We start from the raw sequence: 18,006 nt of genomic DNA on the forward strand, positions 1-18,006 counted from the left end.
CATGTCGCAGTAACGGTGACGCAGACGCAGATTTTATGTCTGAGACGCGACCTTCCGCTGCGCTGTTCTGAGCCCCTTCCTGTCGATCCAGCTTTTGATTTCGGCGGCAATCGCCTCGGGCTGGTCCTCGGGGGCAATGTGGCGCGCCGGCCCGCACCCCCTGATCTCCAGGCCGGCGATATTGTCGCGGCACCACGATATCATCTCGCTGCCGATCAACAGCGTTTCGGAGGGACCGTCGAAGGTCAGCAACAGCTTGGGAGTCTGAGGACTGGCGCAAAGCCAGCGGTCATAGGCCTCGATCCTGGCGACCACGTCGGCCGGCTCGCCGTTGATCGGCATGGCGCGCGGCCATTCCAGCAGCGGGCGCCGGCTGTTACGGTCCGGATAGGGTGCTCGGTAGACATCCCAGTCGGCATCGCTCAGCCCTTTCAGCGTGGTCGCGCGCAAGGCCTGTTCGATGAAGAAATTTTCGTCGAGGACCTTGGTCTCGCCGGTTCCCGCACCCCGCAACAGTTCATAACGCGCCTTTCCGCCGCCCGGCAGATCATACCAGCCCATCGGCCGCAGGATGGTTTCCATGAAGGCGATGCCGCGCACCCGCTCGACGTGGCGTGAAGCCCAGTCGAATGCCAGCGCGCCGCCCCAGTCGTGGCCGACGAGCACGACGTCGTCGAGGTCAAGCGCATCGAACCAGGCGTCGAGATAGGCGATGTGATCGCCATAGCGATAGCCGATATCGGGTTTGCCGGAGCGTCCCATGCCGATGAGATCGGGCGCTAGGTAGCGGCCAGGCCCGATACCGGGCATGATGTTCCGCCAGAGATGCGATGAGGTGGGATTGCCGTGAAGGAAGACGATCGGGTCGCCCTCCCCCAGCTCCTCGTAGGAGATGAACGAGTTGAGGATATCGATGGTCGGCATATGGAGCTCCACGCTTTCGTGCTATATAGGCAGGCGACTGTCCATTTATCATATAGACAGGGAACTGTCTATATCGCTGCGCGGGGTTTCATGTCGTCTTCTTCTCTTGGCTTGTTGTTGCGTCTGGTCCATCAGCATTGGACACAGGCCGTGGAAGCGGCACTCGATGAGGCCGGCTACGGCGATATCCGCCCGCCGCACGCCAATGTCTTTACCTTCGCGCGGCCGGAGGGCATCCAGGTCAGCGAGCTGACCAAGCTCGCCCGTGTTCGCAAGCAGACGATGACGCAGGCCGTGGAAGAACTCGAGCGCTTGGGTTATGTCGAGCGCCGGCCCGATCCGACTGACCGGCGTGGCCGGCTGGTGTTTCTGACGGAAAAAGGCCAGGGGGTCAGGCCGATAGCGATGGCGGCGGGCCGGCGCGTCGATGAAAGCTGGGCCGCCCTGACCAGCCAGCAGCAGATGGACGATTTGCGGACAGCACTCCAGCGGCTGCTGGAGCAGCTGCAATAGCGAAGCGGGGCTGTCTTGAGACGACCCTTTCCACTTAACCGTCGCACGACCGAAGGAAAATACATGCCTGGTGACAACAGCAAAGGTGCCGACGAGGACGTCGTCATCATCGGCGCCGGTGCCGCCGGCATTGCCGCCGCCCGTCGCCTACAGGCAATCCGCCCGGATCTTTCCATCCTCCTGCTTGAAGCTGGCGATCGTCTCGGCGGTCGCGCCTGGACGGTTGGACTGCCTGAGGCCGCCGATATCGGGCTCGATCTCGGCTGCGGCTGGCTGCATGGCGCTCGGACCAATGCCTGGACTGCGATCGCCGGCGAGGTCGGACTGACGGTCGACCACACACCTGCGCCCTGGAACGATGGCGGACGGCGGCTTCAGCGCGATGACGCAAAGGCGCGTGCGGCAAGGCAGGCGATCGGCGCCTATTTCGAGCGGCTGGAGAGCCACGCGGGCAATGATGCAGCCATGGCCGATATGCTCGAGCCCGGCAATCCCTGGAACGGCCAGATCCGGGCGGTCGGTACCTACATCACCGGCGCCGAACTGGAGCGGTCGTCGGTCGTCGATTACAACAGATATGATCCCGGCCCCGGCCCTGACTGGCGGGTGCGCGAGGGGTATGGGACGCTGGTCTCGCTTTACGGCAAGCCGGTTCGGGCAAGGCTCGGCACCGAAGTCACGCGCATCGACCATCGTCATGCCGGCCGTATCGGCATCGAGACGAACCAGGGTGTGCTCACTGCCCGCGCGGTGCTGGTGACCGTTTCGACGAATGTGCTTGCCGCCGGCAAGATCGCCTTCGACCCGCCTTTGCCTGACAAAATCGAGGCAGCAGCCCGTTTACCGCTCGGGCTCGCCGACAAGCTGTTCTTGAGGCTCACAAATCGGGAGGCGTTGCCGGCGGACACGCATATGCTCGGCTCCAACAGTCGCGGCGCAACCGGCACCTATCAGCTCCGGCCGTTCGGCGCGCCCGTCGTCGAGGCCTATTTCGCCGGCGACCTCGCGCATCATCTGGAGGGGCAAGGCAGAGAGGCTGCCTTCTCCTTCGCGGCAGATGAACTGGCGGCACATTTCGGCGCGGATATCCGCAAGGAGCTGTCGGTCGCCGCGATGTCGGCCTGGGCAGCAGCGCCCCATATCGGCGGCTCCTATTCCTACGCCGAACCCGGCGCCTCCGATCTACGCGGCCGTCTCGCCACGCCGCATGACGAGCGGATCTTTTTTGCCGGCGAGGCCTGTTCGACGTCGCGTTATTCGACGGCGCACGGCGCCTACGAGACCGGTGTCGCCGCAGCCGATCGGATCGCCGGTTCGTTTTGGCAAAATCCGTGATCCTCGCCGGGCACGACGGCAGGCAGGAATATTTTTTTCTCACTTGGTCGCGCGGGCGGGATTGGTTATGCTGCCCTCGCCCCTGAGTTCCCAGCCCAGGGCGCTATACGTCATCCGGCGGCAAGCGGCCGCCTCAAGCACAATATTGTCATTGTCATTGATTGCAGGAGCCCCGGCTTCTACCCCGACGTTTGCACGTCGGCTGCGGGTATCCGCATGAGGAGGAAGAAATGGACTATCGCAAGCTCGGTCCCAGCGGGACCGTCGTCACTGCCTATTGCCTCGGCACCATGACCTTTGGCGCGGAGGCCGACGAGGCCGCCTCGCACAAGCTGCTCGACGATTATTTCGCCTGGGGCGGCAATTTCATCGATACCGCCGATGTCTACAGCGCCGGCAAGTCGGAAGAGATCATCGGACGCTGGCTGAAGGCCCGACCGACCGAGGCCCGCCAGGCGATCGTCGCCACCAAGGGACGCTTTCCGATGGGCAACGGACCCAATGATATCGGCCTGTCGCGTCGGCATCTTAGCCAGGCGCTCGACGATTCGCTCCGCCGCCTCGACCTCGAGCAGATCGACCTCTACCAGATGCATGCCTGGGACGCGCTGACGCCGATCGAAGAGACGCTGCGTTTCCTCGATGATGCGGTATCCTCCGGCAAGATCGGCTATTACGGCTTCTCCAATTATGTCGGCTGGCACATTGCCAAGGCCTCGGAGATCGCCAAGGCGCGCGGTTATACCCGTCCGGTGACGCTGCAGCCGCAATATAACCTGCTGGTGCGCGACATCGAACTCGAGATCGTCGCGGCCTGCCAGGATGCCGGCATGGGTCTGTTGCCGTGGTCACCGCTCGGCGGCGGCTGGCTGACCGGCAAGTACAAGCGCGACGAGATGCCGACCGGCGCCACCCGCCTCGGTGAAAACCCCAATCGCGGCGGCGAATCCTATGCGCCGCGCAATGCGCTGGAGAGAACCTGGGCGATCATCGGCGTCGTCGAAGAGATCGCCAAGGTGCATGGTGTCAGCATGGCGCAGGTGGCGCTCGCCTGGACAGCGGCGCAGCCGGCGATCACCTCCGTGATCCTCGGCGCCCGCACACCGGAACAGCTCGCCGACAATCTCGGCGCCATGAAGCTCAAACTCTCCGACGACGAGATGGCAAGACTGAACGAGGTGAGCGCGCCTCAGCCGTTCGACTATCCCTACGGCAAGGGCGGCATCAACCAGCGCCATCGCAAGATCGAGGGTGGGCGCTGAGCCCTCCTTCCGCCTCCGAACGAACCCTGTCCGCTTCTCGCCGAGGCGGACAGGATGCCAGTCGATGGCGGCGAGACGATCAGGCGACGCCCGCTTCCATGAAAAAGCCGCCATGTTTCCATGGCGGCTTGACGGCCTGTCTGCTTGGGAGGCGATTTTAGGCCGGAAGCTGGAAGATCACGTTGGCGATCAGGACGATCGCCAGGCCGCCGGCGAGTGCGAGATAAGGCAGCATGCCGGCTTTCTTAACGCCGAGATCCTGGCCGACCAGGCCGAGATCCTCCATGGCGCCTGCCGGGAACTTGCCGCCGTCGCGCACATAGTGGCGATAGGCGAAGACCGGCAGGATCAGGGCGGCGAAGATGAAGCCAACCCAGAGCGCATTGGAATAACCCCAGACCTTGGCGCCGGCGCCGAGAAACAGCGCGTTGACGAAGGCCAGCACGGTGTTAAGGCCGATCAACCAGGTCGGCGCCTTCCAGGGGCGTTCGATATGGCCGGAATCCATCCGGTGAATCCAGCCGGAATTGAGGTTCAGGAAGTTGAAGATGATGTAGCCGACATTCGAGACGGCGAGCACGAAGAAGTAGCCGCCGACATCCGAGGCGATCGCCAGCAGGAAGAGATTGAAGGCGAAATCGGTCCACATCGCCCTGGTCGGCGCGCCGTGTTCGTTGACGTGGTCGAGATATTTCGGCAGCCAGCCGTCCTTCGAACCCTGGTAGAGCGTGCGCGAGGAGCCGGCCATCGCGGTCATGATGGCGAGGAAGAGTGCCATGATCATCAGTACGACGAGCAATTGAGTGACGATCCGGCCGGCGCCGATCAGGCCGCCGAGCGCTTCGGCAACACCTGTGCCGTCGACGATGCCGGGGGCCAGCATGCCTGCATGGCCGAGAACGCCCTGGAAGGCGAAGGGCACGAGGAAGAAAAACAGGCAGCAGGCAAGGCCGGAATAGAAGATCGCCTTGAAGGTGTCGGTCTTCGGGTTCTTGAGTTCGCGGGTGTAGCAGACGGCCGTCTCGAAGCCGTAGGTCGACCAGGCGGCGATATAAAGGCCGCCGAGGAACAGCGTCCAGCCACCATTGCTCCAGGTGCCGTCGGCAGCGGCATAGGCCGCCGTCGGCGGCACGAGGCCGGTGACGTTGGTGGCGAGGATCTGACCGCTGACGATCGGATAGAGGCCGATGATGAGCAGCGGCACCAGCACGATGATTGCCAGCCACTTCTGCACGCTTGCCGTTTCCGAAATGCCGCGATGCTGAATCGCGAAGATGATCAGCATCAGCATGCCGCCGATGAAGAAGGTGGCGTTGATATTGGCGGTGGCGAGGAAGGGAATGTTGAAGCTCAAGAGCGACCAGCTGCGGATCGCCGGCGTCAGCGCTGCGATACCGTCGGTGCCGAGCAATGCCTTGACGGCGTCATCCGGCGTGGTGCCGGTATGGGCTGCGATATATTCGGCGACGCGGGGGCTGTCGGCCGTGATGGAAGCGGCATGCGCTGAGATCCAGTCGAGGACCATTTGCGAATCCGCTGCAGGAATCGGGTAGAATGCGTTGAGGATGTAACCGGCGGCGATGGCGCAGCCGAGCGACAGCACCGGCGACCAGGCAAACCAGTTGCACCAGACGGAGAGCGGCGCGATGAATTTCGAATAACGCAGCCAGGCGGTGGCGCCATAGACCGAAGCGCCGCCGGATTTGTTGGCGAACATGCCGGCGATTTCGGCATAGGTGAAGGATTGCAGAAAACCCATCACCATCGAGATGATCCAGACGACGAAGGCGAGCTTGCCCGTCGTGCCAGCGATGCCGCCAATGGAGAAAAGAACGAGCGGCGGCACGCCCGCAGCCACCCAGAATGCGCCCTTCCAGTCGAGCGCACGTACAAGCTTACCTTCGGTGCCGGATACAATCCCGGCCTCCACAACGTCTGTCATCGGTGAAATTCCCCATTCTATTTGTTCCGGACGTATCTTTGTACGTCTCCCTGAACGTGTCTCCCTGACGGTCTCAAGCCCGCTCGGATGATTTTGACGATCCGTGTTCCCGACGGATTTCCCCGAGTCTCAACTCTTTATGCATAGTGAAGATATTTTCTTTTTAGTCAACATCACTTTACTTTCCCGGGGCATTTTGTAACCTGCATGGGTGGGTGTCCGAGGACGCCCGATCCTCCCATGAGGGCAGTATGCGAGAACTTCATCCTGCTACGACGGGCCTGCGGCCGGCCGCTCCGAGCCTCGTGCACTATCCCGGCATTTCCACCTTGCCGGAAGGAACCGAGCGCTACAGGGCAAAGGGCGGCGGATCGGTCGTTGTGCGCGTCGAGCCGGGCGATGGCGTCATCGTCATCGACAGCGAGGGCGGACAGGTCTGCGAAATCTCCTTCCTCGACGAGAAAGGGCGGTTCCTGGCGGCCGGTCTCGGAACGGCATTCAGCAATTCAGCCGATGGTTTGAAGGCCATTCTTCAAGCGGAAGATGAGGGTGCTGCCCGCACGCGTGCAGCGCTTCAGCGTCGCGGCGCCGATCTTGCAAAGGCCGGCGCGCTCAGCATTTTCGGGTCGGGATCGACCCCGGGCAGCAGGGCGGAATTCACGATTTCCATGAAGGGCCTGCTGATCGTCGCAGCACCGGCCAGCGCCATGTCGCCGGAGGCGCAGGATACAGCGACGCCGATCGAGATCAGGATCAAGCGCAGCCTGCTGATCCGCGATTATGCCTCCGCTTTGCCTGAACCGGCCGCCGATCCGGTCGAGGATATTCGCATCCGGGCGGCGACCGCGGCGGCCTATTTCGTGCGTGCCGGCGAATTCATCCAGATCATCGACGTCTATGGACGCCAGTGCACCGATTTCCAGGCTTTTGCCGCCCGCAAGGTCGACAAGGGTCTCGACCTGGCGCTTGATTCCACCGTCACCCGCACGCTGCTCGGCCGCAGCTATCCGATGCCGGGTCTCCCTTCGAAGGCCTTCGACCGCGACTTCGAGCCGCTGGTCGAAATCGTCCAGGATACGGTCGGCCGTCACGACGCTTTCGCGACCGCCTGCAATTCGCGCTACTATGACGACATGGGTTATCCCGGCCACGTCAACTGCACGGACAATTTCAATGCGGTGCTGGCGCCTTACGGCATTGCCGGCCGCAAGGGCTGGGAAGCGCTGAACTATTTCTACAACACCAATATCGACCACAATAACCAGCTCTATCTCGACGAGCCCTGGTCGCGTCCCGGCGATTATGTGCTGATGCGGGCGCTGACCGATCTCGTCTGCGTCTCCTCGTCCTGCCCTGACGATATCGACGCTGCGAACGGCTGGGATCCGACGGATATCCACGTCCGCACCTTTTCCGGAAAAGAGAAATTCTCACGAGCGGTGGCCTATCGCATGACCCCAGATGCCGACGCCGAACTGACGCGCGAAACCGCCTTCCATCCCCGCCTCTCCGCCTTGACACGCGACTACACCGAATATCGCGGCTACTGGCTGCCGAACCGCTTTTCCAGCGAAGGGCCGGTCGAGGAATACTGGGCCTGCCGCGAGCGCGCCGCCGTCATCGATCTCTCGCCCTTGCGGAAATTCGAGGTGACGGGGCCGGATGCCGAGGAACTGCTGCAATATTGCCTGACGCGCGACGTGCGCAAACTGTCGACCGGCCAGGTCGTCTATTCCGCCATGTGCTACGAAAACGGCGGCATGATCGATGACGGCACCCTGTTCCGGCTCGGCGACAAGAACTTCCGCTGGATCGGCGGCGATGATTTCAGCGGCATATGGCTGCGCCAGCAGGCGGAGAAGAAGGGCTTCAAGGCCTGGGTCCGCTCTTCGACCGACCAGATGCACAATATCGCCCTGCAGGGGCCGAAGAGCCGCGATATCCTGAAGGAGATCATCTGGACGGCGCCGCGCCAGCCGACGATCGGCGAACTCGAATGGTTCCGCTTCACCGTCGGCCGCATCGGCGGCTTCGAGGGTGCGCCGATCGTCGTCTCGCGCACCGGTTACACCGGCGAACTCGGCTACGAGATCTTCTGCCATCCGAAGGATGCGCTGACGGTGTTCGACGCCGTCTGGGAGGCCGGCCAGCCGCACGGGTTGAAGCCGATGGGATTGGAAGCGCTGGACATGGTCCGCATCGAGGCGGGCCTGATCTTCGCCCATCACGAATTCACCGACCAGACCGATCCGTTCGAGGCCGGGATCGGCTTCACGGTGCCGCTGAAATCCAAACAGGACGATTTCATCGGCCGCGAGGCGCTGATCCGGCGCAAGGAGCATCCGCGCCATCTGCTCGTCGGCCTCGACATCAAGTCCAACGAGGCCGTCGGCCATGGCGATTGCATTCATATCGGCCGGGCGCAGGTGGGCGTCGTCACCAGCGCCACGCGCTCGCCGGTCCTCGGCAAGACGATCGCGCTCGCCCGCATCGATGTGATGCATGCAAACCCGGGCACCGAGGTCGAGGTCGGCAAGCTCGACGGCCACCAGAAGCGCCTGCCGGCGACGATCGTGCCGCTTTCGCATTACGATCCGCAGAAGACGCTGCCGCGCTCGTAACGCCTGCTTTGGAGGTCGGGAAACGGCGATCGGTTGTTGATACTGTCGTTGACGCGCACGACCGGCGAGATGCAATCTTATGGCGATTTGGCGGCTCAAAAAAACTAAAAGTTGACATATCCGGCTTCGATGATTATATCTCGGTGGTCGATATTGCTTGTTTGACTTTTGTTATCGCACGCTGGCAACGTGCCCTGGACGAACTTCCCTCTTCAAAATCGAGATCATCATCCGTCGTGCTTTCGCACGTGCGGTCGTCAATTGCTATGAAAGGGTTTGTTATGACCACTGGCACAGTTAAATGGTTCAATTCCACCAAGGGCTTCGGCTTCATTCAGCCTGATGACGGCGGCGCTGACGCCTTCGTCCACATCTCTGCCGTCGAGCGTGCTGGAATGCGCGAAATCGTCGAAGGCCAGAAGATCGGCTACGAGCTTGAGCGCGATAACAAGTCGGGCAAAATGTCCGCTTGCAATCTCCAAGCCGCTTAAACTGAAATCTGCTTTCCTTTGACCGCGGATGTACCGGCACAGTTGAAAGTATGATACTATCAAGGTCAGGCAAGTTGCCTGGCCTTTTTGCTGCGTTCCGCCAGCGGGCTGATAAATCCAGGATTGATATGACAGAGTCACACAGCAAATCACGCAAGCAGGCGGAGATTGCCTTCGGAAACGCGCAATCGCAGTTCCTGGCGCGAAGCCGCGCGGTCGAAGAGATCGATTCGACCATACGTGCCCGCGAGGAAAAAACCTTGCGGTTACGCGAAGCGCGTGAAGCCAAGGAATTGCAGGATCGCTTGACAGGGGGTACTGCTCCCAGCGCGAAGCGAAAAAAGAAAATCTGACCCAACGGCATAATTCCTTAAATCGGTCCGATTTCAGGATAAAGCGATGCAGCAGTTCAAGGTATTACAGCGCCCTTTGCGCGTCTTAAGACGTGCGGCGCCGTAGGGTCGAAGTCAAACAGTCAGGAAACAGATTTGAAAAACGCCAAAAACAACGAGCTTTCCGATCGCCGCAGCGCCGCTGCCGAAGCCAAGGCGGCTCTCCTCAATGCGTATCGTAGCGCCAAGGATTCAGCCGAACCGACAAGGCTGGCAAAGCAGGCGGAGCGTCAAGCCATTGCCGCGGCCAGGGAAGAACGTCGCGCTCAGCGAGAACGGGTCAAGCTCGAGGAACTGGAGCGGGCTCAGGCCGCCGAGGCCGAACGTCAGGCTGCCGCCGAGGCCGCAGCACGCGCCGATGCCGACGCGCGCGAAGCAGCTGATAAAGAGCGGATCGCCCGCGTGATTGCCGACGAAGCCGCCCGAAAGGCCGAACGCGACCTGCGTTACGCCAATCGCAAAGCCAGGAAGTCCTGATCGTCAGCGCCGCCTGTTGTCGCAACAGGCAGCGCTCTCTTTCAAGCAGCCTGAACGGCTGCGTTCAGCGGGATTTCGACGTCGATCTCAAGGGTCGAGACGTATTCGTTGCGATCGATCGTCACCTGCACCTTGTCGTGGTCGAGCTGCACATGCTTTGCGATCACCGCCAGGATTTCCTCGCGCAGCAGGGAGACCAGGTCCGACCCCGCCGAGGAACGTTCATGAGCGAGAAGGACCTGCAGCCGTTCGCGGGCGGCCGGTGCGGTTCTCTGCTTGTTGAATAGACGGAAAATATTCATGCTGCCCTCCGTCCGAAGATCTTGCCGAAAATGTTCCTCTTTTCCTCTGGGATGGCGATCGGCACAACTTCGCCGGCGAGCCGACGAGCGGCATCGAAATAGGCCATCGCAGCCGCGCTGCGGCTGTCTGCCAGCGTGACCGGCGCCCCGATATTGGATGCCCGCAGAACATCCATGCTTTCGGGTATGATGCCGAGCAGCGGGATGGACAGGATCTCCAGGACGTCGTCGACCTTGAGCATGTCGCCGCGTTCGGCGCGGTTGGCGTCATAGCGGGTGAGCAGCAGGTGCTTTTCCATCCGCTCGCCGCGTTCGGCCTTGGCGGTCTTGGCATCGAGCAGGCCGATGATGCGATCCGAATCGCGCACCGAAGAGACCTCAGGATTGGTGACGACCACGGCCACATCGGCGTGGCGCATGGCAAGCGTTGCGCCGCGCTCGATGCCGGCGGGGCTGTCGCAGATGATCCAGTCGAAATAGCGCTTCAGGTCGTTGATGACGCGCTCGACGCCCTCGGCCGTCAGATTGTCCTTGTCACGCGTCTGCGAGGCCGGCAGCAGGAACAGCGTTTCCAGCCGCTTGTCGCGGATCAGCGCCTGGGTAAGCTTGGCGTCGCCCTGGATGACATTGATCAGGTCATAGACGACCCGGCGCTCGGCGCCCATGACGAGGTCGAGATTGCGTAAGCCCACGTCGAAATCGACGACGACGACCTTCTCATTGCGTTGCGCCAGCGCCGCTCCCAATGCGGCGGTCGAGGTTGTCTTGCCAACCCCGCCCTTGCCTGACGTGACGACGATCACTTTCCCCATCATTGTCTCTCCTTTGCCGTGGCCCCAGTAATTCAAAGTGTTAAAGCGTGCTGTGCGGCTCTCGAAGAGAGGCGCGGCGCTGCCGTCAGATCAGTTTCTCTGCCATGATCGCGTCGTCTTCGAGCCAGAGCTGAACAGCCTGTCCGCGAAGATTGGCGGCCATGTCTTCCGCCATTTTGTAGATGCCGTCGATTGCAACCAGCTCGGCCTCGAGCTTGCGGCAAAAGATCCGCGCCGATGCGTTTCCGATGGATCCCGCCATGGCTCGGCCACGCAAGGCGCCATAGATATGGACGGACCCGCCGGCGATGACCTCGGCACCCGAGGCGACCGATCCGATGACGGTGACGTCGCCTTCCGGAAAGATCACCGATTGCCCCGAGCGCACCGGTTCCCGGATGACGATCGATTGCATGGCCGGGCGGGCCTCCGCCGCTGCCGGTTTGCCGGGTAGATCGGCAGGCTCCTTTGCCTGAACTTCGATGTCGGAGACCGACCGACCGCCTTTGAGTGCCGGCGGCATGCCGGATCCGAGGATCGAAGGCCGCGCGCCCTCGATGCCCATGATGCTGACATTGCGCTTGGCAAGTTCGGCAATCAGGTCCTTCAGCTGTGGCCGGTCGATTTGCAGGTCCGTCAGATCGAGCACGACAGGCCGTCCGAGGAAGAAGCCGGCCGAACGCGCGGCCAAATCGTCCAGCCGGATCAACCAATCATCGATGGGAAGATCCGGAGACAGCATGACCGCGAGGAAAGAGCGGCCCTTGATGCGGATAGAGCGAGCGTCTGTTAGCACTTTGGTCATCTATGTGAAGAAATCGTTGACCATGTCTACCGCTGCTATGGTTAACAAAAAGTTAACACGGCCTTAATTTCACCGACAATCACCTGAGATTCTTTAAGCGCAGAATTACCGCAAGCCATTGGAAAAGCGTTGCAATCTGCGGAAGCGCTGCCCGGTTAATATTGCGGCTTTCGACTTGAGCCGCAAATCTGCCGCTGCTTGGGTAAAGCTCAGCCTTCCGCCTTGCGTTGTGCGTTGGAAATGGCGCGTGCGGCCTCTTCCGAGGAGTTGGCGAGCGTGCGCATTTCTGCGGCCAGCACGGCAAAGCCCGATCCGGCCGTGCCGGCGCGGGCGGCCTCGATGCCGGCATTGACGGCGAGCAGCTTCAGGTAACGCAGCGATTGCAGGATCTCATTGGTCTTCGAGGCGGTGACGCGCATGCCGGAGGTCTGTTCATCGATTCGCTGATAGAGCGATTCGATGTTGATGATGCTGCCTTCGAGATAGAGAAGCTCGCCCTTCTCGTTCCAGATACCGCCGCCTGTCTCGGTGACCCAGATGAGATGCCCCATGGCGTGGCGGATGCGATACTCCATCGTCCAGTCCGTGCGCTTCTCCAGCGCCCGTCCGACGATCTCATCCATCAAAGGCACGTCTTCCTCGTACATGATCGAGGTGAAGGTTCGCGTGCGGTTGCCGACGATTTCATCGACGGGATAACCGAAGATGCGCTCGATGCCGTTGGTCATCTCAAGCATCGTGTAGTTTTCATCGGCTCGGCAGCGGTAGAGAAAACCGCTCATGCGCCCGAGAATGCTCGTTTGAAAATCCATGAAGGCCGAATCCGAAGAGAAGAGTTGCAATCGTCTCGCTCAAAGGCGCGGCTCACAATATGCCGGAGGAGAGTGCACGAACACCCTCCTCCGGCAATGCAGGCCCGCCTCATCAGTTGCGTAGATATTCCTCCATGGAATCGTCGAGCGCCTCGACCCAGGGGGTGTGGTGCGTCGGCGACATGTTGCCGGTCATCAGCGATCGGTAGGCATGATCGCGAAAGCCCATGATGTTGTGAGCCTTGTGATGTTCCCACTCCATGAAGGTCTGGTTGGTGCCCTCGATGTCGAAGGAGGGATAATCGGTTTCGGCAAGCAGTTCCTTCACATAGTCGCCCTGATACCAGATCATCTGCTCGGCATCCTCGAGTGTTTCCTCGCGGGCGCGCCACATGTCGAAATTGGCTTTCAGCTCCTCTTCCGGCGGCAGCGTGATGCGGCCCATCATCACGTCGCGTGCCCACCAGGCCTGCACGTCGAACATGTTGAAGGTATAGAACTGGTCCTGCATGCCGATATAGAAAAGCTGCGGGTTCTTGTCGAAGATCACCCCCTTGTAGAGGCTGTCAGCCCAGAGGCGGTTGGCGGTCTTCAGCCGGAGTTCGTCGGGCAGGAATGGGAAGTGGTGCTGGTATCCGGTGCAGAGGATCACCGCATCGACCTCCTTGGTCGAGCCGTCGAGGAAATGTGCGGTGCGGTTTTCGAGCTTGATCAGCAATGGCCGCTCCTCGAAATTCTCTGGCCATTTGAAGCCCATCGGCTTCGAGCGATAGCTCGTCGTCACCGATTTCGCGCCGTATTTCCAGCATTGCGAGCCGATGTCCTCGGCCGAATAGCTGCGTCCGACGAGCAGGATGTCCTTGCCCTTGAACTCCAGCGCGTCACGGAAGTCGTGGGCATGCAGCACGCGGCCGTTGAAGGTCTTCACGCCTTCGAAATAGGGCACGTTCGGCGTCGAGAAATGACCTGATGCCACGACGACATAGTCGAATTCCTCGTCATACATCCGGTCCTCGACGCGGTTATGCGCCGTCACCGTGAACTTCTTCGTCTGATCGTCGAAGCGGACCATGCGTACCGGCGTGCTGAAGCGCACCCAGTGGCGGACGTTCGCCTTCTCGACGCGGCCCTTGATGTAGTCCCAGAGCACGGCGCGCGGCGGATAGGAGGCGATCGGCTTGCCGAAGTGCTCCTCGAAGGAATAGTCAGCGAATTCAAGGCATTCCTTCGGTCCGTTCGACCAAAGGTAACGATACATGCTGCCGTGGACCGGCTCGCCATATTCGTCGAGGCCGGTGCGCCAGGTATAGTTCCAGAGCCCGCCCCAGTCCGACTGTTTTTCGAAGCAGACGATCTCCGGGATCTCGGCGCCCTTTTGGGCGGCCGATTGAAAGGCGCGCAGCTGCGCCAGTCCGGAAGGACCGGCACCAATGACGGCTACTCTTGTCATGAAGCATTCCCCTCTTGATTATATCGCATTGTCCTGCGTGTCAGTCCGGATAGATGCCGGGGCTGGTCGGCGCCCCATCGTCATACTTGGAAAACCAGTCGATCGTCGTCTCGCGGAAGCGGGTGAGGCCTTTGTAGTCGATGAGCTCCGGCGGCAGTGTCTTCAGCACGCGCGGAAAGCGTCGCGCCCATTTCGGCACGGTCACGAGCTCTTCCATGTTCATCAGGTAGCAGCGGATGACGAAAAGGATGGCGTTCGAGCGTGGCAGGCGCCAAAGGCTCTGCAGCTCGACGCGCAGATGCACCTTCTCGCCGACATTATCAGGTGTCACCGTGGTGCGGTCAGGACCCCATTTGTGATAATTCTCCGGGCTGGTGTCGAGCCGCGGATTGATCGTCATCGTCCAGTTGAAGCGCCGTGTCGGCTTGCCCTGCTGCAGGTTCAACAGGAATTTCAGCGCTCGGTCGAAGACGCCGATCTGGTGGGCGAGCGGCACCGGCCCATGCCATTCCATGAAATTCATGCCGATGTCGAAATCGAGCGACCAGTCGGCTTGCGTCGTCACCATGCCGGCATCCATCCAGAGATTGCTGTCGCGCTGGTCGACGATGCAGAAATCGCCCTGGGCCTGGCGGGTGATATATTCGAAGGGCTCATAGGGCAGCGTCGAGGCATCGCCAAAGGTGAAGCTGTCGTCGATGCCGAGTGGGCGGTTGATCCAACGCCACTGGTCACCGTTGCGGATCAGCGTGAAATGGTCGGGGTACCCTGCCGCCTGCTCTTCCATCAAAAGTTCGAGCGTATCCCATTGCGCGCTCATCATGTGCGGCAGCGCCTGATAGCGTAGCGGATCTTCCTTCAGCACCAGCGCCCGGTCGTGCATCTCGGCGACATAATGCTCGTCGACGTCGATCAAGCTTTCGTAGACGGTTCCCGCCCGGCCGTGGACATGCGGCTCCATATTGACCGAATACATGTATTCGTCGCGGTCAAAGGGAAACGGGAAACGCCGGATATTCTCGGGGCTATTCCGATAGCTGAAATCGTTCCGGAAGGTTTCCTGCTTGAAGACGATTGCCATGTCCGGTCTCCTTGTTCCGCTTCCGATGCCGCTAGAGATCAAGATGCAGCGTGTTTCCCTCGAAGCGGGAAACGCAGATCATCACCTTGCGGCCGGATGCTTTTTCTTCGTTCGTCAGATAAACGTCATGGTGCAGCAGCTTGCCGTCGCAGGTGACGACCCCGGTCTCGCATTGACCGCAGGCGCCGCCGCGACAGAGGAAGGGCGCATCGACGCCCGCTGCCTCGATTGCCTCCAGCATGCTTTCGTGATGGCCGACCTTCACGGTCTTGCCGGACCGCAGGAGCTCGATCGCGAAGGGCTTGCCTGGTAGAGACGACAGGAACCGTTCCGAATGCAGGTTCTGTTCCGGCCAGCCGGCGTCCAGTCCCGACTTCAGCACGCCGTCGATCATCCCTGACGGGCCGCAGACATAAAGATGCGTGCCGAGCGGCTGGGTGCCGAGCAGGCGCGTCAGCGGCATGGCGCCGCCTTCGGCATCGCAATAGATCTTGATGCGATGTCCGCCATAGCGCTCGACGAGATGCTGCCAATAGGCGCCGCGGTCGCGCGTGCGGATGGCATAATGCAGCTCGAAATTGGCGCCCTCGCGGGAAAACTGCTCCATCATTGCGATGAAGGGGGTAATGCCGATGCCACCGGCGATCAGAAGATGCTTGCGCCCGCGCCAGTCCGGCTGGAAGAGGTTGACAGGATAACTGACCTTGAGCTCGTCGCCTTCGCTGACCTTCTCATGCATGAAGGTAGAGCCGCCGCGCGAATTCTCGACGTGCAGCACGCTGATCTCGTAGGCTGCGCAATCATGCGGCGGCGACATCAGCGAATAGGCGTTGCGGCGCATATGGCCGCCATCGTTCATCAAGACGATGACGTGGGCGCCGCCGGAGAAATAAGGCATCGGCTTGCCGTCAAGGCGCTCGAAACGGAAGCGCTTGACGCGCTCGGCAATCGGAGTGATCCGCACCACGCGGACAGGAATTTCAGTACCACCGCTCAAAGGAACAACTCCTCGGGGTCAGGCGCGCTGCCCGGTTCTTCCGCATCGATATTGACGCCCTGGAAGGCGGCGAGCCGGCGCGAATAGTGATCGCGCACCAGAAGCGGCAGCCCGCAATGGCTGCAGGCAAACGGGCTGGTGGTGACGTCGTCGGTAATGCCCTTGCAATGGACGCATTGCACCCGCCGTGCCAGCGAGCCGCGATGCTCGGTGATGACGGAGGCATGGTCCATGCCGTAATCGAGCGCCACGAGCATTGCCTGGCCGATGAAGCCTTCCGTGCCCGACAGATAAAGCCGCGTGCCCATGTGAGCAGTGGCAAGCGAACCCTTCAATCGGAAGAGCAGCGTTGCGATCGTCGGGGCCGTGAAGAACATGTCGGCGCCGAGGTGGCGCAGCGTCTCGTCCAAGCCGGATCCTTGCGAGCCGCGGGCGACATAGAGGATCTCGCTGCGGGCAAGAGCCGTTTCGTCAAGCGCCGGCTGCTGATCGAGCAGAGCCCTGGCGCCCTCCCCTTCGAGCGCGAAAATGTGCCGCCGGGCATTGGGCTGGATGGTCAGGCCCGTGTAGACTGGTCGGCTTTTGATGCCTGCAACGAGCATTTGCGTGCTCCTTAACCTACGGCAATCCTCTTCTTCTTCTCCGGATCGTCGAAAGGAAGCGTGTGGGCGGTGGCGCCTGCCTTCACGGTCTTGCCGTGGACTTCGAGTTTCGTCCCATGCACCGCCTTGTCAACGTCGAGACGGGCAATTGCCATGGATTTCTTCGTCAGTGAGGAATAGCTCGGGCAGGTAATGACACCGACCTTTTTGCCGTCGGCAAAGACTTCGTCACCGAGATCGGCCGGTCCGTCGGCATCGATCAGCATGCCGAAGATCTTGAAGCGTTCCTTGCCCTTGAGGCGGGCATGCTCCTCGGCGCCACGGAAGCCCGTCTTGCCGGGGCTGACGGTGAAGTCGAGGCCGAGTTCCCAGAGGCTATCGCCGGGCGGCTGATCGGCGAAGGGATACATCTGCGAATTGTCGTAAGGGTAGAAGAGCAGGTAGCTTTCGACCCGCAGCATGTCGAGAACGGAGAAGCAGCAGGGGATGATGCCCATCGGCTTGCCTTCCTCGACGATCCGGTCCCAGACCATGACGGCGTCCTGGCCGCGCACGAAGATCTCGTAGCCGCGCTCGCCGGTATAACCGGTACGCGAGATCATCACCGGCGCGCCGAACAGCGTCGTCTGCATGTGGTGGAAGTATTTGAGATCGCGAATGCCGGGCACATATTTGGCCAGATAGTCGACCGCGAGCGGTCCCTGCAGCGACAGGTCGTGCAGGTCGTCATCGAAGAGCACGGCGCAATTGCGGCCCGCGGCCTGCTTGACGAGTTCCTCGTGGCCGGAGCCGGAGCCATGCACCAGCATCCAGGAATTCGGGCCGGTGCGATAGACGATGCAGTCGTCGGTGAAGTGGCCGCGCTCGTTCAGCATCGTCGCATAGACCGACCGGCCGGGGTAGATCTTCGTCAGGTCGCGGCTGGTGATGGAGTCGAGCACGGCGATGGCGTGCGGGCCGACCAGGTGCACCTTCTTCAGGCCCGAGACATCCATGATGCCGGCCTTGGTACGGACGGCGACATGCTCCTCCGACATATCCTTGTCATAGGTCCAGGCGGTGCCCATACCGCTCCAGTCCTCGAGCTTCGATCCCAGTGCGCGATGCCGATCCGCCAAGACGGAGAAACGCCATGATAAAGCCATTGTCCGTTCCCTCTTATTTCCTCTACGGAATATTTATTTCCTG

General features: G+C 61.3%; 18 protein-coding genes. 7 read left to right on the forward strand and 11 right to left on the reverse strand.

Features of this window, described 5'->3' with window-relative positions:
* Window positions 1-33: 33 nt before the first annotated feature.
* Window positions 34-924: a haloalkane dehalogenase gene (locus ACM5SV_RS05070; protein WP_128405904.1), complete on the reverse strand. Its 891-nt coding sequence runs from the start codon at window positions 922-924 to the stop codon at window positions 34-36.
* Here ACM5SV_RS05070 and ACM5SV_RS05075 point away from each other — a divergent pair, their 5' ends adjacent.
* The 3 genes from ACM5SV_RS05075 (at window position 925) to ACM5SV_RS05085 (ending at window position 4,034) form a co-directional block, all read left to right on the forward strand.
* Complete coding sequence (locus ACM5SV_RS05075) at window positions 925-1,437, forward strand: MarR family winged helix-turn-helix transcriptional regulator (RefSeq protein WP_419425103.1); 513 nt, start codon at window positions 925-927, stop codon at window positions 1,435-1,437. It begins immediately after the preceding gene.
* A 63-nt stretch (window positions 1,438-1,500) separates the two neighbouring features.
* Window positions 1,501-2,772 carry a flavin monoamine oxidase family protein gene (locus tag ACM5SV_RS05080; RefSeq protein WP_222051829.1) on the forward strand — a complete coding sequence of 424 codons (1,272 nt, stop codon included), beginning with the start codon at window positions 1,501-1,503 and terminating at the stop codon, window positions 2,770-2,772.
* Between the two features lie 230 nt (window positions 2,773-3,002).
* On the forward strand, window positions 3,003-4,034 hold the full coding sequence (locus ACM5SV_RS05085; RefSeq protein WP_221990751.1) for an aldo/keto reductase: 1,032 nt from the start codon (window positions 3,003-3,005) through the stop codon (window positions 4,032-4,034).
* 157 nt (window positions 4,035-4,191) lie between these two features.
* On the opposite strand, the gene ACM5SV_RS05090 is transcribed toward ACM5SV_RS05085, so the two are convergent.
* On the reverse strand, window positions 4,192-5,976 hold the full coding sequence (locus tag ACM5SV_RS05090) for an APC family permease (protein WP_012763176.1): 1,785 nt from the start codon (window positions 5,974-5,976) through the stop codon (window positions 4,192-4,194).
* 251 nt (window positions 5,977-6,227) lie between these two features.
* Here ACM5SV_RS05090 and ACM5SV_RS05095 point away from each other — a divergent pair, with 251 nt between their 5' ends.
* From ACM5SV_RS05095 to ACM5SV_RS05110, 4 genes are all read left to right on the forward strand, one after another.
* Window positions 6,228-8,597: a DUF1989 domain-containing protein gene (locus ACM5SV_RS05095; RefSeq protein ID WP_221969666.1), complete on the forward strand. Its 2,370-nt coding sequence runs from the start codon at window positions 6,228-6,230 to the stop codon at window positions 8,595-8,597.
* 281 nt (window positions 8,598-8,878) lie between these two features.
* A complete protein-coding gene (locus ACM5SV_RS05100; protein ID WP_003548109.1) occupies window positions 8,879-9,088 on the forward strand; it encodes a cold-shock protein in 210 nt (69 codons plus the stop codon).
* 128 nt (window positions 9,089-9,216) lie between these two features.
* Window positions 9,217-9,441, forward strand: coding sequence for a hypothetical protein (locus tag ACM5SV_RS05105; RefSeq protein ID WP_012763174.1), 225 nt, complete (start codon window positions 9,217-9,219; stop codon window positions 9,439-9,441).
* A 135-nt stretch (window positions 9,442-9,576) separates the two neighbouring features.
* On the forward strand, window positions 9,577-9,957 hold the full coding sequence (locus ACM5SV_RS05110; protein ID WP_012763173.1) for a DUF6481 family protein: 381 nt from the start codon (window positions 9,577-9,579) through the stop codon (window positions 9,955-9,957).
* 41 nt (window positions 9,958-9,998) lie between these two features.
* Here the strand turns inward: ACM5SV_RS05110 and minE are convergent, their stop codons facing one another.
* The 9 genes from minE to ACM5SV_RS05155 form a co-directional block, all read right to left on the reverse strand.
* Window positions 9,999-10,259 carry a cell division topological specificity factor MinE gene (gene minE, locus ACM5SV_RS05115; protein WP_003574994.1) on the reverse strand — a complete coding sequence of 87 codons (261 nt, stop codon included), beginning with the start codon at window positions 10,257-10,259 and terminating at the stop codon, window positions 9,999-10,001.
* Window positions 10,256-11,071, reverse strand: coding sequence for a septum site-determining protein MinD (gene minD, locus ACM5SV_RS05120; protein ID WP_025397600.1), 816 nt, complete (start codon window positions 11,069-11,071; stop codon window positions 10,256-10,258). The genes minE and minD overlap by 4 nt, the downstream gene beginning before the upstream one ends.
* Before the next feature lie 85 nt (window positions 11,072-11,156).
* Window positions 11,157-11,876 (reverse strand): septum site-determining protein MinC, encoded by a 720-nt coding sequence (gene minC / locus ACM5SV_RS05125; RefSeq protein ID WP_012763172.1) that lies wholly within the window; start codon window positions 11,874-11,876, stop codon window positions 11,157-11,159.
* Between the two features lie 209 nt (window positions 11,877-12,085).
* Window positions 12,086-12,688 (reverse strand): PAS domain-containing protein, encoded by a 603-nt coding sequence (locus ACM5SV_RS05130; RefSeq protein WP_012763171.1) that lies wholly within the window; start codon window positions 12,686-12,688, stop codon window positions 12,086-12,088.
* A gap of 112 nt (window positions 12,689-12,800) precedes the next feature.
* Window positions 12,801-14,138, reverse strand: a complete 1,338-nt coding sequence (locus tag ACM5SV_RS05135; RefSeq protein WP_012763170.1) for an NAD(P)-binding domain-containing protein — start codon at window positions 14,136-14,138, stop codon at window positions 12,801-12,803.
* 40 nt (window positions 14,139-14,178) lie between these two features.
* A complete protein-coding gene (locus ACM5SV_RS05140; RefSeq protein ID WP_012763169.1) occupies window positions 14,179-15,219 on the reverse strand; it encodes a heme-dependent oxidative N-demethylase family protein in 1,041 nt (346 codons plus the stop codon).
* Window positions 15,220-15,250: 31 nt separating this feature from the next.
* The gene (locus ACM5SV_RS05145; RefSeq protein ID WP_017996907.1) at window positions 15,251-16,216 is read right to left on the reverse strand and encodes a PDR/VanB family oxidoreductase; all 966 of its coding nucleotides are present in this window, start codon (window positions 16,214-16,216) and stop codon (window positions 15,251-15,253) included.
* Window positions 16,213-16,818 (reverse strand): dimethylamine monooxygenase subunit DmmA family protein, encoded by a 606-nt coding sequence (locus ACM5SV_RS05150; RefSeq protein ID WP_128408093.1) that lies wholly within the window; start codon window positions 16,816-16,818, stop codon window positions 16,213-16,215. The genes ACM5SV_RS05145 and ACM5SV_RS05150 overlap by 4 nt, the downstream gene beginning before the upstream one ends.
* Window positions 16,819-16,829: 11 nt before the next feature.
* Window positions 16,830-17,963, reverse strand: coding sequence for an aminomethyltransferase family protein (locus ACM5SV_RS05155; RefSeq protein ID WP_419425104.1), 1,134 nt, complete (start codon window positions 17,961-17,963; stop codon window positions 16,830-16,832).
* Window positions 17,964-18,006: the final 43 nt, after the last annotated feature.

The organism is Rhizobium sp. CRRU65, from assembly GCF_048551595.1.
Classification (GTDB): domain Bacteria; phylum Pseudomonadota; class Alphaproteobacteria; order Rhizobiales; family Rhizobiaceae; genus Rhizobium; species Rhizobium leguminosarum_J.

Bases quoted from the DNA above. Each gene is read 5' to 3' on its own strand.
- ACM5SV_RS05135 (WP_012763170.1), bottom strand. From the start codon at position 14,138: ATGACAAGAGTAGCCGTCATTGGTGCCGGTCCTTCCGGACTGGCGCAG.
- ACM5SV_RS05080 (WP_222051829.1), top strand. From the start codon at position 1,501: ATGCCTGGTGACAACAGCAAAGGTGCCGACGAGGACGTCGTCATCATC.
- ACM5SV_RS05090 (WP_012763176.1), bottom strand. From the start codon at position 5,976: ATGACAGACGTTGTGGAGGCCGGGATTGTATCCGGCACCGAAGGTAAG.
- ACM5SV_RS05085 (WP_221990751.1), top strand. From the start codon at position 3,003: ATGGACTATCGCAAGCTCGGTCCCAGCGGGACCGTCGTCACTGCCTAT.
- ACM5SV_RS05075 (WP_419425103.1), top strand. From the start codon at position 925: ATGGAGCTCCACGCTTTCGTGCTATATAGGCAGGCGACTGTCCATTTA.
- minD (WP_025397600.1), bottom strand. From the start codon at position 11,071: ATGGGGAAAGTGATCGTCGTCACGTCAGGCAAGGGCGGGGTTGGCAAG.
- ACM5SV_RS05100 (WP_003548109.1), top strand. From the start codon at position 8,879: ATGACCACTGGCACAGTTAAATGGTTCAATTCCACCAAGGGCTTCGGC.
- minE (WP_003574994.1), bottom strand. From the start codon at position 10,259: ATGAATATTTTCCGTCTATTCAACAAGCAGAGAACCGCACCGGCCGCC.
- ACM5SV_RS05130 (WP_012763171.1), bottom strand. From the start codon at position 12,688: ATGGATTTTCAAACGAGCATTCTCGGGCGCATGAGCGGTTTTCTCTAC.
- ACM5SV_RS05095 (WP_221969666.1), top strand. From the start codon at position 6,228: ATGCGAGAACTTCATCCTGCTACGACGGGCCTGCGGCCGGCCGCTCCG.
- minC (WP_012763172.1), bottom strand. From the start codon at position 11,876: ATGACCAAAGTGCTAACAGACGCTCGCTCTATCCGCATCAAGGGCCGC.
- ACM5SV_RS05070 (WP_128405904.1), bottom strand. From the start codon at position 924: ATGCCGACCATCGATATCCTCAACTCGTTCATCTCCTACGAGGAGCTG.
- ACM5SV_RS05140 (WP_012763169.1), bottom strand. From the start codon at position 15,219: ATGGCAATCGTCTTCAAGCAGGAAACCTTCCGGAACGATTTCAGCTAT.
- ACM5SV_RS05150 (WP_128408093.1), bottom strand. From the start codon at position 16,818: ATGCTCGTTGCAGGCATCAAAAGCCGACCAGTCTACACGGGCCTGACC.
- ACM5SV_RS05155 (WP_419425104.1), bottom strand. From the start codon at position 17,963: ATGGCTTTATCATGGCGTTTCTCCGTCTTGGCGGATCGGCATCGCGCA.
- ACM5SV_RS05105 (WP_012763174.1), top strand. From the start codon at position 9,217: ATGACAGAGTCACACAGCAAATCACGCAAGCAGGCGGAGATTGCCTTC.